This window comes from Thermococcus atlanticus (genome assembly GCF_054657855.1).
Map to the genome: position 1 here is coordinate 1557597 of NZ_BAAHXX010000001.1, position 12474 is coordinate 1570070.

Genomic DNA, 12474 nt, shown 5'->3' on the forward strand with positions numbered 1-12474 from the left:
CTTAAGCTTTTAAACCCCTATTCCCTTCAAAGCTCAGGGGGATAAGATGATCTACGTTAAAATCTACCGCGTTCAGGGGGAGATTCTTCTGGCTGCATGCGATGAGGAGCTGCTTGGAAAGACATTCAGGGAGGGGGAGCTGAAGCTGGAGGTCAAAGAGCGCTTTTACGGTGGAGAGCTCCGGGAGGTGGATGAACTGGAGGAACTTTTGGCCCAAGCAACGATAGCCAATCTGGTTGGAAAAAGGTGTGTGGGTAGGGCCATCGAGCTCGGATATGTTGATGAGGACAGGGTTCTGTATATAGAGGGAGTCCCGCATGCCCAGATGGCAAAGCTCTTGTGGTGAGAACCATGAGCGGGAAATTCTGCTACAGGTGTGGAATAAGCGAGGAGGAAGGAGGGCCTCTTATAGACGGCCTGTGTCAGGTGTGCTTCAGAAAGGAAAACCCCGTCCTGCTGATCGGGGAGGAAATAAATACGGAGCTCTGCCAGAACTGCGGCAGCTATAAAAAGAGGGGCATCTGGGTTGACCCCGGCACATATGAGCTTGAGGAGCTCTTATTTGAGGTCGCGGATAATGCCCTGCTGGAGGTTATAGGTGATTCCCTGGACGAGAGGGTTAGAAGGTTTGAAATAGTCCCCGCAGAGGAACTTGAGGAAACCGAAGAGCTGCCATCCGGAACTGCCCTCGTCGCTTTCCAGCCGGTTGACTGGCATATCGAGCATTTTCCAGGCATAATAACCTATGAGGTTCGCGTTAAGGCCAGACTTCATGAGCTCCAGGAGGAGCTTCACGATGAGAGAAAGAGGGTCACGGTATACGTGAGGCAGACCGTCTGTCCTAGATGTCAGAAGTTTCTGGGCGGATATTTTGAAGCAATACTGCAGGTGAGGGCTGAAGACAGAGAGCTCACGGAGGAGGAAAGGAAGGCCGTTGAAAAGCTTGTTGAAGCAAAAGTCGACGAGATTATGCGCAAGGACAGGATGGGATTCATTCAGGACACCATTGAGAAGGAGGAGGGACTGGATTTTTATATGGGCTCCAAATCAAGCGCAAGAAAGCTCGCCCAGGCAATAAAGGAGAGATTCGGCGGGAGTATAAGCGAAGCCTATGAGCTTGTCGGTCTGGACAGGCAGACGAGCAGGGAGGTTTACAGGACGAGTGTAAGTGTCAGACTGCCGAAATTCCGGAGAGGGGATATAGTGGGGGACAGAAAGGGCAATGTATATGAGGTTGAACATGTTGACGGGAGGGGCATGAATTTGAGAAACCTCTCCACGCAGAGAACCGAACATCTCGACTGGAAGACCATAAAGAGGGAAAGGATTGAGGCTGTTGCCCATGAGGAAAAGGAAGCCATGGTGACGAGTTTAACACCGGGAGAGGTTCAGTTTATGGACATGGAGAGCTACGAGACTTTTGAGACCGAAATGCCGCATTCCGAGCTCAGAGAGGGGGAAATCTACAGGCTCGTGAAAATCAGAGGCAGATATTACATCAGGGGTAAGAAGGAATGAGCGCACAATTTTTATAATCCCTAATCCCGGGGTGATAGAATGAGGGTTATAGGTGTTGACCCAGGAACGAGGAGCTTTGATGTTGTTGGCCTTGAAGATGGAAGAATAAAGCTTGATTTAAGTTTTCCAAGTGAAGTTGTGGCTGAGGAGCCAAGCAAAATCGTGGAAGCCATTGAAGGGTTTAACGCTGATATAATAATCGGCCCTTCCGGCTACGGCATTCCGCTGAAGCACATCAGTGAGTTAACAGAGATGGACAGATTTGAGATGACCCTCGTCAGGGAGGAGGAGATTCCCGTTTTGATCGGTCTCCAGAAGATGGTTGATGAGATGCGGGAGAAGGGGATGAACGTCTGGTTCATTCCGGGGATAATACACCTCCCAACCGTGCCCGAATTCAGGAAATACAACAAGGTCGACATGGGAACTGCGGATAAGCTGGCAATAACCCTTCTGGCAATCCACGACCAGGCCAGGCGTTTGGGCATTCCCTACGAGGAAGTTTCATTCGCTTTGCTTGAGGTTGGCTTTGGCTACAACTTCGCCGGTGCCGTCGAGAAGGGAAAGATAATTGATGGCATTGGAGGAACCATCTTCCCAGGCCCGGCATTTGTGAACAGCGGCGCTCTTGATGGGGAGGTCGCATATCTGATCGGCAGGATAAAGAAGTGGCACCTCTTCTACGGCGGAGCTTCCGTAATAGCTTCCGGCGGAATTCTATCCCCGGAGGAGTTTGTCAGGCGCTTGGATGAGGAGAGCTTTGCAAAAGCATGGGAGGCGATGAAAGACGGCTTTGTAAAAGCGATAGCAAGCGAACTGGCCGTTGTCAGAAAACCTGAGGAGATAATCCTCTCCGGAAGGCTTATGCGCATCGAAGAGCTTAGAAAGGATGTTGGAGACCTGTTCGAGGAAAGGTTCGGTTTGCCCGTGGTTAAGCAGAGAGGCCTGGAGGGTAAAGCGAAAGAGGCCGCCCAGGGAAGTGCGTTAATCGGCGACGGTCTCATGGGAGGCCAGTTTAAAGATTTGGTCGAACACACTGAAATTAAAAAAGCCGGAGGAAGCGTTCTGGATTATGTGAAGTTTCCCCTGCTCTACAATTCTGCCCATCAACCTTTTTAACCTTAGGTTTTGAACCCTTTGTGGTGATGAAGAATGGCAGAGAAGGTTGTTATCATCGGCGGCGGAGCTGCCGGAATGAGCGCTGCATCGAGGGTGAAAAAGCTGAAACCCGAATGGGACGTTAAGGTCTTCGAAGCCACGGAATGGGTGAGCCACGCCCCCTGCGGTGTCCCATATGTGGTTGAGGGCATCTCTCCTATGGAAAAGCTCATGCACTATCCCCCGGAGTTCTTCATAAAGAAGAGGGGCATAGACCTCCATCTGAACGCTGAGGTTGTGGAGGTGGGACAGGGCTACGTGAGGGTTCGGGAAAGCGATGGTGAGCACACCTATGAGTGGGACTACCTCCTCTTTGCGAACGGAGCATCACCTCAAGTTCCTGCAATCGAAGGCTGCTCCCTGGAAGGGATTTTCACCACAGACCTGCCTCCGGATGCCGCAGCAATCCGGGAGTACATGGAGAGGAACGAGGTCAGAAACGTCGTTGTTATCGGAACAGGCTATATCGCAGTAGAGATGGCCGAAGCCTTTGCCGCTCAGGGAAAGGAGGTAACGCTCATCGGGAGGAGCGAGAGAGTCCTGAGAAAAACCTTTGACAGGGAAATCACTGATATTGTTGAGGAAACGATGAGGCAGCACCTCAACCTGAGACTGGAGGAGCTGACGCTCGAATTTGAGGGTAATGGAAGGGTGGAAAAGGTCATCACCGATGCCGGGGAATATAGGGCTGATCTCGTGATAATCGCCACTGGCATCAAGCCAAACACGGAGCTGGCCCGCCAGTTGGGGGTCAGAATAGGTGAAACCGGTGCGATATGGACAAATGAGAGGATGCAGACGAGCGTTGAGAACGTCTATGCTGCCGGAGACGTCGCAGAGACGAGGCATCTGATAACAGGCAGGAGGGTGTGGGTTCCCCTTGCACCCCCCGGAAACAAGATGGGGTATGTGGCAGGCAGCAATATAGCCGGAAAAGAAATTCATTTCCCCGGAGTTCTTGGGACTTCAATAACAAAATTCATGGACTTGGAAATCGGAAAAACCGGCCTGACCGAGGCGGAGGCAATGAAGGAAGGCTATGATGTCAAAACCGCCTTTATAAAGGCAAGGACGAGGCCCCACTACTATCCCGGGGCGAGGGAAATCTGGCTGAAGGGCATTGCGGATAAGGAAACCGGCAGACTCCTTGGTCTGCAGGCTGTTGGGGCGGAGATACTTCCGAGGATCGATACGTTTGCAGTTGCTCTTCAGGCCGGCTTCACGGTTAGAGATTTGTTCTTCGCTGATTTAGCCTACGCCCCGCCATTTGCCCCCGTCTGGGATCCCCTCGTGGTTCTGGCGAGGGTTCTGAGGTTGAAGTTCTGATTCATCATGGCCTTTTGTTTTTATCCGGATTTCAGAACTCAGGGAAAGGGTTCAGACGAGAGTTCAAAACCTTCACACGGAGAGGGTTAGCCCCTTCAGCACCCTCATACTGAGTGCCACGAATAGGGCGCCGGCGGTAAAGGCAGCGACAAATCCGTAGTCCACGAGGAACCCGCTCATGAGGCTCCCTGCTATGTATCCAAGGGAATTCACAAGGTTCAGGAACCCCATTGCGGAGCCCTTCTCCCTGTCGCCCGCAAGCCTGCCCACTATCGAGGTCGAGGATATGCCTATGAAAGACCAGGAATAGCCCGCGAGGGCATACGAGATCAGGGCAGCCGGCAGCAGGAGAGGGCTTATCAGGGTTGAGAGCGCCATTATGCCAACTGCGATAAGGCGGGTCGCTAGGCCCCTTTTCAGGATATGAAGGCCGTTCCTATTCTGGAGCAGCAACCCCACACGTAAATACATGAAGGCTGAAATCCCGGAATTCAGCACAGCTGCAAGGTATATCATGCTTTTGTCTATGCCCGCCCCGCTCAGGAAGACGGGAAACTGGGTGAAATATATCCCTGATGAGAGCCAGAAAAGGAAGGCTGAGAGATAGAACGCCCTGTGCTTGAGGCTTTTGACCTTTGTGGGAGTGTGGAGGATGAAGCTCGGCATATAGCGCACCTTTTCCACCACATGGTTCCTGAAGTTCCTTATGTTCTCCCTGCTGACGTATATCGGCACCTCTCTAATGGTTCTGGCGGCCCAGATAACCGAAAACACATTGATGGCGGCAAATATGACCAGCAGCGTCTGGATTGAGGTGCTCCTTATCAGGCCCAGTCCCAGAACCAGCCCGCCAACCCACGCCCATCCGGATATCTGGTTGAACCTCCCGATGCCGTAGTCCCAGAGGTACTTCCTCACGCTTCTGAGCACGAGCACTATGGGGACGGAAACGGTGGATGCCAGAAAGAACGAATAGAGTGCGTTCAGGAACATGAGCCTGTAGGGGGTTCCCGCAAACACCATGGCCGGGAGAAAAACGGATGTGCTGGCCATGCCCATGAGTATGAAGGGCTTCCTTTTGAGGGTTCTGTCGCTCAGCCTTCCCCAGAACAGGCTTCCCAGCATCGAGCTGAGGCTTGCGAGGGCAACCAGAAGGCCGGCATCCTTCGCACTTCCCCCCAGACCCAGCAGGTAGAGCGGGATGAGCAGCGAACTTCCTCCGGTCGCTATTTTGAAGGGTATGAATGAGTAGAACCAGCGGGGAGTCCTTATTGAGCTAACCCCGTGGTATATGTGGGCAACCCTCTTCGCATGGAGGCTTGCGTTTATCCTCTGGCTCATTTTACCACCTTAGGTTCAGCGGGAGTGGGGATTGATTTATAAAGCTTCCTGTCCGTCTGATGCTTCTGAAGTCCGGAGCTGTACATTCTGCCGGGCAAAGTTTATACGCTTTTAGGGTAACCTAATCCGGTGGTGGTTATGATAGCTTTCGGTCCGGTTCCCTCACGCCGCCTCGGGAAAAGCCTCGGAATAAACAACATCCCGGATAAGGTGTGCTCCTACGCCTGCATCTACTGCCAGATAGGGAGAACGCTGAAGATGGAGGTTAAGAGAAGGCGTTTTTACGATCCGGAGAGCATACTACGGGAGGTGGAGAAGAAGGTTCATGAGGCGGCGGAGATGGGAGAGGGGATTGATTATCTGACTTTTGTACCCGATGGTGAGCCAACGCTCGATATAAACCTCGGAAAGGAAGCCGAACTCCTGAGGCAGCTTGAAATCCCCCTCGCAGTCCTCACGAATTCCTCCCTGATATGGCGTGAGGACGTCAGGGAAGAGCTTTCGGGATTTGATTTTGTTTCCCTCAAACTCGACGCGGTGAGCTGGCATCTGTGGAGGAGGATTGACAGACCGCACAGGAGCCTCAGACTGGAGGACATACTTGAGGGAATGCTTGAGTTCAGGGACGGGTTCAAAGGGAGGCTTGTAACCGAGACGATGCTCGTTGATGGCGTTGATTATGGAGATGAGCTTGAAAAGATTGCGGGATTCCTTAAAGTTCTAAAGCCGGATGTGGCGTATATAGCCGTCCCGACCCGACCGCCGGCTGAGAAGTGGGTTAAACCCGCTGATGAGGAAACTATAAACCGGGCGTTTCAGCTGTTTGCGGAGGCTCTGGGGGAGGGAAGGGTGGAGTATCTCATCGGCTATGAGGGGAATGCCTTTGCCTTCACGGGAAATGTTGAAGATGACCTGCTCGGCATAACAGCTGTGCATCCCATGAGGGAGGATGCAGTTAAAAAGCTCCTTGAAAAGGCCAATGCAGGCTGGGACGTTGTTGAAAAGCTTTTAAAGGCGGGAAAATTGATTGAGATTGAGTATGGGGGAGAGAAGTTCTATATGAGGAGGCTGAAGAGCAGGGATAGGGGTTAGAGCAGGAATAGGAACAGGTTTAATACCTGTCATCGGATGTACCTGTGGTGATGAAGATGAAAATCGGGCTTGTTGTCAACCCAATAGCAGGAATGGGCGGAAAGGTTGCCCTTAAGGGCACGGACGGCGTCGTTGAGGAGGCAATCAGGAGGGGTGCGAGGCCCGTGGCCCCCGACCTTGCGAGGCTTTTCCTTCATGAGCTCTCCCATTATCCCGAGGGGCGGGAGATTGAATTTGTAACGGGGCCGGATGGACTCGGTGAGGAGGTGCTGGGGGATTTTGACTTCCGGTTTGAGGTTATCAACCACAGAAAAATCGGGTACAGGAACATTCTCGGGGTCAGAATTCCGGATACAACCAGCGAGGACACCGGAACCCTCGTCAGGAGGATGCTCAATGATGTGGAACTGATACTTTTTGCCGGCGGGGACGGGACTGCGAGGGACGTTTATCTTGCAGCAGGAAGGGAGAAGCCGGTCCTCGGGATTCCCACAGGGGTTAAGATGTTCTCCGGTGTTTTTGCTGCCTCCCCTGAAGATGCAGCCAGAATAGTCGTGGAGTTCCTGAGGGGAAATACCCGAATTGCGGAGAGGGATGTAATGGATCTGGATGAAAATGCATTCAGGCACGATGAGGTGAGGCCGAGGCGTTACGGAAAGGCATTAACCCCCTACGTTGAGCTTCTCGTTCAGGGGGCTAAGGAGCCGAGCAGAACGGATGAAGCGGAGGACATTGAGGCAATGGTGGAGGCCCTTCACGAGGAGCTCGAGGACGGGATATACTTCCTCGGTGCGGGCTCAACGGTTAAGAGACTGAAGGACAGGCTAGGCATAAACGGAACACTCCTGGGGGTGGATGTTGTCGAGATTAAAGACGGGAAGGCGAGGCTTCTGGTGAAGGATGCTCAGGAGAAGGATCTGCTCCGCTTTGTCAATAGAAACCCCAAAATCATCGTTACGGTAATCGGGGGTCTCGGATTTCTCTTCGGCAGGGGGAACCAGCAGTTTTCGGCTGAGGTTCTCAGGCACATACCCAAGGAGAACATAACAGTCGTCGCGGCACCTTCAAAAATCGAAAAGGGTATAATAAGGGTCTATACTGGGGATAGAGAGGTGGATGAAAGGCTGAAGGGCTACATGCGGGTGCGCATAAGCCCCTGGGCCGAGAGGATGGTGAAGGTGATTTGATTTTTCTTCGCTTAGACCAGAACCCGTTTATACTTCAAAGGCGATATTGAACCGGTGAAGTTTATGAAGTACAGCAAGCTGGCCATTGAGATTCTTAGGGATGAGGAGAAGAGCATATACTATGACCCCATTTACCACGGAAGAACCCTCAAGATTTTCGGGATTGATGACGACCCTCTCAGGGTTTTGAAGTATATTGCGGATGGATACAGGAAGCTCGGCTACGGGGCGATAATTTTCGACACCCACGGCGAATTTCCGGAGGATGGGTTTGACACGGTTTTGAAGATAGAGGACGGAAAACCGGCGGGTCTTGACCCCATAAGGATGGCAAAGAAAGGCATGATGGATCTGTACAGCGCCGCAACCCTCCTCCAGACGGTTTATGAGCTCGACAGGGTTCTCACCGACAGGCTCTACGCCGATATTCTCCGGGGGAAAATTTCGAGTGTCCCTGAAGCTGCCAGAGCGGGTGAGAAGTACAGCGAGGTCATCATGGAAAGCTACACCGCGCTTGACGAGGCGTTTTACGGTGGAGAACCGCCGGAGCTGGGACGGAGCATTCTGGTGAACCTCGGGGAGGCACACAGCGTGAGCGTTGTCGGAACGGCGTTTCTGGTTCTCGCGGCTGCGGTCGAAAAGAGAAGGGGTGTCATGGTGGGGGTTGACGATGCTGCGGTTCTGGCATACACGACAGCGGGGAGCGCTGCGATGCCCCTCCTAACGAGGCCCGCGAGGAAGAGGCTAACCGTGCTGGGGACGAGGTATGCCATAGATTCCGTCCTTAACATAGCCGGCCCAACGCTCCTCCTCTACACCGACCCCGATATCCAGAGCGTTATATACGAGAGCAACGGAGTTCCGCCCGGGGCCATGAGGAGGCACGTGCATAAGGGAAGGGGGGGCTCTCATCACGAGAACCACCGAGACCGTAAGCGTTGAGGAGGGGGAGCTTCTCTCACAGCCCCTTTAGCATGTCTTCTATGAGCCCCGCGAGTCTTTCCGCACTTTTTTTAACTTCCTCTGTCATTTCTCCGAAGAGTGCGGTGCTCCCCGGCTGACACCCGACCAGAATAAAACGGCACCCCTTCAGCTCTGCTTTCAGATACTGGACTATGACCCTGAGCGGCAGGCTGTGCGTTGAGGCCGCGCTTCCGAGCGTTCCCTCGGGGTCGGCGATGACGAGCTCCCCGGGCTTTCCGCCAAATTCTATCGCATCCACAAAGATGACGGCATCAGGCTCATGCTTCTTTATAACCCCCGTGTAGCTTTCGGGGACTTCCCCGCAGTTTATCACGACAACACCGGACTTCTGGAGGGTTTTTCTGAGTTTTTCAGCAACAACCACTCCGAAAGCGTCGTCGGCCCTGTTTTCGTTGCCTATCCCGCAGATCACGACCTTCCTTGCATTCCCGAGGATTTCCTTCAGATTCACCTGTGTCACCTCCAGTTTTCGGAGAAAATTAAAAATCGAAACTGAAACTAAAACTGGAGGATTTTCGCAATCCCCCTGACCTTTTCAGCGAATTCGCTCCTCATAAGGACATCGACACTGCCGATCTTCTCTTCGAGGTCTCTGTACAGGGGTATCCCTGCGAGATAGGGGACGCCAAACTCACTGCATAGCTCCCTGATGCCCTGCTCATCGTCGAGCTTCATGTTCTCGACAACTCCGAGGATTTTCAGCTTCTGCTCCTTCAGCAGGGTGAGGAGCTTTCCCACAACGTTGAGGGAGAGCTTTGAGGGCGTCGCAACGACAAGGAATTCCCCTCTCCTCAGGAATCTCAGTATGTCGAGGAGCTGGTCTCCCATTCCAGGCGGCATGTCTATGATGAGGTAGTCAAGCTCATCCCACCGTGTTATGGCGAGGAGTTCTATGAGTGCGTCGCTGATCTCCATCCCCCTCATTGGTGTTGGCCTGTCCTCCGAGTAATAGACGATGCTCATGAACTTGAGCCCATGAACCTCCGGAGGGACAACTCCCCTGTCCTCCTCGGGGAACTCCTTCGGCTCAAAGCCGAGGATGACGTGGTCGCTCGCCCCATGGAAGTCGAGATCAAGCAGTCCAGCCCTGTGATTCTCCGCCAGTGCCAGTGCAAGGGTCGTTGAAACCAGCGACTTCCCCACGCCGCCCTTCCCGCTCACGACCGGGATTATCCTTTTGACGTTCTCAAGGCGGGCTTCGATTGCTTTAATTCTCGGGTCAATGGCTATCATGCTCGCTCCTCCCCCTCAACCTTTATTGCCGCCAGATAAACTCCCCTTCCTTTAACAACCTCGAAATCCCTACTGCCGCACCTGGGACAGGCAAGGAAGGCATGAACGACCTCGGGGATGAAGTGTATGTCCTCCTTTATGCGCTCGCTGAAATCCTCCTTCACCTCCCGGAGCTTCCACTCATGGCCGCAGTTCCTGCACCTGAACTCCGCTTCCTCAACGACGAACTCCACATCGGCGTCTTCGGCTATTGTGCCCTTCTTGATTTCGTCTATCGCAAACCTCAGTATCTCCTCATTAACGTCCTGAAGCTCTCCGAGGACAACCCTGATTGCCAGGATTTTATCCCTGCCGTGCATGTTTGCAAATTCCACAGCTGTTCTAACAATACCATCAGCTAATGCCCATTCGTGCATTTCGGCACCTCCATTTAGAGTATCCCCCGGAAACTTAAAAATTATGGAGTTCAAAACGTTTAGTTTATAGCCTGAAAGTGCGGATTCTCAGTTCCCTTGCAACGAACCAAAGCCCTGACAGCCCCAGAATTCACGTGCAACCTTCAAAATTTGGACAAAAAAGTGGAAATTACAGAGCAGTATACCCGGAGAGGATGCTCCTTTTCAGCTCCTCAGCACTTAGCTCTTTTTGATGCTCCGGGATGTTCCTGGCACGCCTTTCTTCAACCAGCTCAAGAACCAGCTCAAGAGGGCCGTAATGGATGGCCTCTGCGGGGCACATGAGGGCACATGCGGGCTCAAGCCCCTCCTCCCTTCTCTCTGCGCACATGTCGCACTTTGTAATGGCCTTAACTTTGAGCTCGTAAAACGGAACCCCATAGGGACATACCTGAAGGCATGCAAGGCAGCCTATGCACCTCTTTTCATTAATTCTGACAGCCCCATCCACATCCCTGTATATGGCATCTGTGGGGCATATCCTGAGGCATGGAGCGTCTTCACAGTGTTTGCAGTTTATGGGAATATACTGTTTGTTCTCTGTGATGTAAATCCTGATGTAGGAACTGCCATCGTGGATGAAGTCACAGATGGTTTCGCAGGTCTCGCAGCCGATGCACGTGAGATAGTCGAGATAGAGGTATTTCCTCCCCATCAAAGCTCCCCCCTGAGCCATCTGTCAATCGCTACCGCGGTGTAGAGGCCATCCTTTATCGCCCTTCCAACCTTGGTCGGGCCGTTCACCACGTCGCCCGCTGCAAAAACGCCTTCAATGCTTGTCATGTGTCTGCTATCCACCGCTATCCTGCCCCTCCGGTCAACAGCCAGAATGCCGTTGCCATTTGCGGGCGGTGTTGAAACCATTCCTATCGCGAAAACGAGGTAGTCAAGCTCTACCTGAAACTCTGAACCTTCAATCGGTATCGGTCTCCTTCTTCCGCTCGCATCAGGTTCTCCGAGACGGGTTCTGAGGAGTTCCACGGCCCTTAAACGACCGTTTTCACCAATGACCCTCTTTGGTGTTACAAGCTCCATCCACCTGACTCCCCGATTTCTCAGGAGGTTTATTTCATATGCCCCTGCGGGAGCCTCTCTGATGGTTCTTCTGTAGAATATTGTCACGTTAGCCCCAAGACGGTTGCACTCAAAGGCAGTATCGACCGCAGTCAATCCAGCTCCTATTATCCCAACCCTTTTGCCCTCAAGATCAGGCACCCTCTCATCAGGGATATAACCGAGCTCCCGTCCCTTAATCCAGAACAGGAGTTCCAGAGGTGAGAGTATGCCTTTCAGGTTATCTCCGGGTATTCCAATTCTTCTGACATTCCATATTCCTGTTGCTATTAAAACAGCATCGTATTTTTTGATTAATTCACTGAGGGCTATCCTCCTCTCATAAAATTCATCCCCCTCATCCTCCCTGTCTCCTTCCATCACCTTTGTCCTTGGGTAGTAATTTACCTCAAACTCCTCCTCCAGCTCTTTTGCACCGAGTCTCACCCTTTCCACGGGAATTCTGAATTCAGGTATAACGAACAGCATTAACCCACCGGGCTCTGGCAGTTTATCATAGATGTCAACATGATGTCCTTTGCACACCAGATAACCGGCAGCCGTTAAGCCTGCCGGGCCGGCCCCTATTATAGCTATCCTCCTCCCGCTTTGCGGGGGCTTGTTTTTGCATAAGAATGAAAATTTCATACCCCTCACTTCACCCTCCCCCCGAAAAATCTGGTGTACTCCCCGGGGAGTTCCTTGATTCTCTCATGCTTGCAGCTATCGCACATGAAAACAATTTCAGGACGGTCGTAGAGCTTTTCGAGTTTATGGTAGAGAAAATCAGCGGTCTTGACAGTATAATCCAGCTTCCTGCCGCAGACCCTGCAGTGGGCATAGTCGAACTCTATGTTAGCCCTGTCCGGGCGTCCCTCTATTGCACGGGTCGGGCATATCTCATTGCACTCATAGCTGCATTCCCCGCAGAGCTCTGGATGGAAGGAGATAACCCTTTTTTCGTTATCCATGACAAAGATTGCATTGAACGGGCATACCTGGGCGCAGAGACCGCAGCCTATGCATGCATCCACATTCAAGCCGCCCCCTCCTCCAATTTCAGGGGATGCTGTGTTCTTTTTCTCTGTGCCCAAAAGTTCCCTAATGCGCTTGAACATCCTATCACC

At 52.6% G+C, this 12474-nt stretch carries 14 protein-coding genes; 7 read left to right on the forward strand and 7 right to left on the reverse strand.

From position 1 onward, the window contains the following. Window positions 1–46 precede the first annotated feature (46 nt). The 4 genes from ACYQ27_RS08330 to cdr are packed head-to-tail and all read left to right on the forward strand — an operon-like array spanning window position 47 to window position 4002. Window positions 47–346 (forward strand): DUF424 domain-containing protein, encoded by a 300-nt coding sequence (locus ACYQ27_RS08330; RefSeq protein WP_456394637.1) that lies wholly within the window; start codon window positions 47–49, stop codon window positions 344–346. Between the two features lie 5 nt (window positions 347–351). Continuing rightward, on the forward strand, window positions 352–1518 hold the full coding sequence (locus ACYQ27_RS08335; protein WP_456454126.1) for a 60S ribosomal export protein NMD3: 1167 nt from the start codon (window positions 352–354) through the stop codon (window positions 1516–1518). Window positions 1519–1557: 39 nt separating this feature from the next. Beyond that, a complete protein-coding gene (locus tag ACYQ27_RS08340) occupies window positions 1558–2637 on the forward strand; it encodes a DUF1464 family protein (RefSeq protein ID WP_460041465.1) in 1080 nt (359 codons plus the stop codon). Window positions 2638–2670: 33 nt separating this feature from the next. Beyond that, window positions 2671–4002, forward strand: coding sequence for a CoA-disulfide reductase (gene cdr / locus ACYQ27_RS08345; protein ID WP_460041466.1), 1332 nt, complete (start codon window positions 2671–2673; stop codon window positions 4000–4002). A 72-nt stretch (window positions 4003–4074) separates the two neighbouring features. Here the strand turns inward: cdr and ACYQ27_RS08350 are convergent, their stop codons facing one another. Then, on the reverse strand, window positions 4075–5343 hold the full coding sequence (locus tag ACYQ27_RS08350; protein ID WP_460041467.1) for an MFS transporter: 1269 nt from the start codon (window positions 5341–5343) through the stop codon (window positions 4075–4077). Between the two features lie 138 nt (window positions 5344–5481). Between ACYQ27_RS08350 and ACYQ27_RS08355 the strand changes: the two genes are divergently transcribed. Genes ACYQ27_RS08355 through ACYQ27_RS08365 form a run of 3 tightly spaced genes read left to right on the forward strand, consistent with a single transcriptional unit; the run spans window position 5482 to window position 8564 of the window. Continuing rightward, the gene (locus tag ACYQ27_RS08355) at window positions 5482–6435 is read left to right on the forward strand and encodes a radical SAM protein (RefSeq protein ID WP_460041845.1); all 954 of its coding nucleotides are present in this window, start codon (window positions 5482–5484) and stop codon (window positions 6433–6435) included. Between the two features lie 56 nt (window positions 6436–6491). Next, window positions 6492–7622 (forward strand): ATP-NAD kinase family protein, encoded by a 1131-nt coding sequence (locus ACYQ27_RS08360; protein WP_460041846.1) that lies wholly within the window; start codon window positions 6492–6494, stop codon window positions 7620–7622. A gap of 54 nt (window positions 7623–7676) precedes the next feature. After that, window positions 7677–8564, forward strand: a complete 888-nt coding sequence (locus tag ACYQ27_RS08365; protein ID WP_460041468.1) for a hypothetical protein — start codon at window positions 7677–7679, stop codon at window positions 8562–8564. A 16-nt stretch (window positions 8565–8580) separates the two neighbouring features. Here ACYQ27_RS08365 and ACYQ27_RS08370 read toward each other — a convergent pair whose 3' ends face one another. From ACYQ27_RS08370 to ACYQ27_RS08395, 6 genes are all read right to left on the reverse strand, one after another. Beyond that, on the reverse strand, window positions 8581–9057 hold the full coding sequence (locus ACYQ27_RS08370) for a hydrogenase 3 maturation endopeptidase HyCI (RefSeq protein WP_456394632.1): 477 nt from the start codon (window positions 9055–9057) through the stop codon (window positions 8581–8583). Between the two features lie 47 nt (window positions 9058–9104). Next, on the reverse strand, window positions 9105–9839 hold the full coding sequence (locus ACYQ27_RS08375; RefSeq protein WP_460041469.1) for an Mrp/NBP35 family ATP-binding protein: 735 nt from the start codon (window positions 9837–9839) through the stop codon (window positions 9105–9107). Continuing rightward, window positions 9836–10255: a hydrogenase nickel incorporation protein HypA gene (gene hypA, locus ACYQ27_RS08380; protein WP_456394630.1), complete on the reverse strand. Its 420-nt coding sequence runs from the start codon at window positions 10253–10255 to the stop codon at window positions 9836–9838. Before hypA ends, ACYQ27_RS08375 begins: the two co-directional genes overlap by 4 nt. Window positions 10256–10424: 169 nt before the next feature. Beyond that, window positions 10425–10949: a 4Fe-4S dicluster domain-containing protein gene (locus ACYQ27_RS08385; protein WP_460041470.1), complete on the reverse strand. Its 525-nt coding sequence runs from the start codon at window positions 10947–10949 to the stop codon at window positions 10425–10427. Then, a complete protein-coding gene (locus ACYQ27_RS08390) occupies window positions 10949–12004 on the reverse strand; it encodes an FAD-dependent oxidoreductase (RefSeq protein WP_456454138.1) in 1056 nt (351 codons plus the stop codon). Before ACYQ27_RS08390 ends, ACYQ27_RS08385 begins: the two co-directional genes overlap by 1 nt. Continuing rightward, window positions 12001–12465: a 4Fe-4S binding protein gene (locus tag ACYQ27_RS08395; protein ID WP_456454140.1), complete on the reverse strand. Its 465-nt coding sequence runs from the start codon at window positions 12463–12465 to the stop codon at window positions 12001–12003. The genes ACYQ27_RS08390 and ACYQ27_RS08395 overlap by 4 nt, the downstream gene beginning before the upstream one ends. Between the last annotated feature and the right edge of the window lie 9 nt (window positions 12466–12474).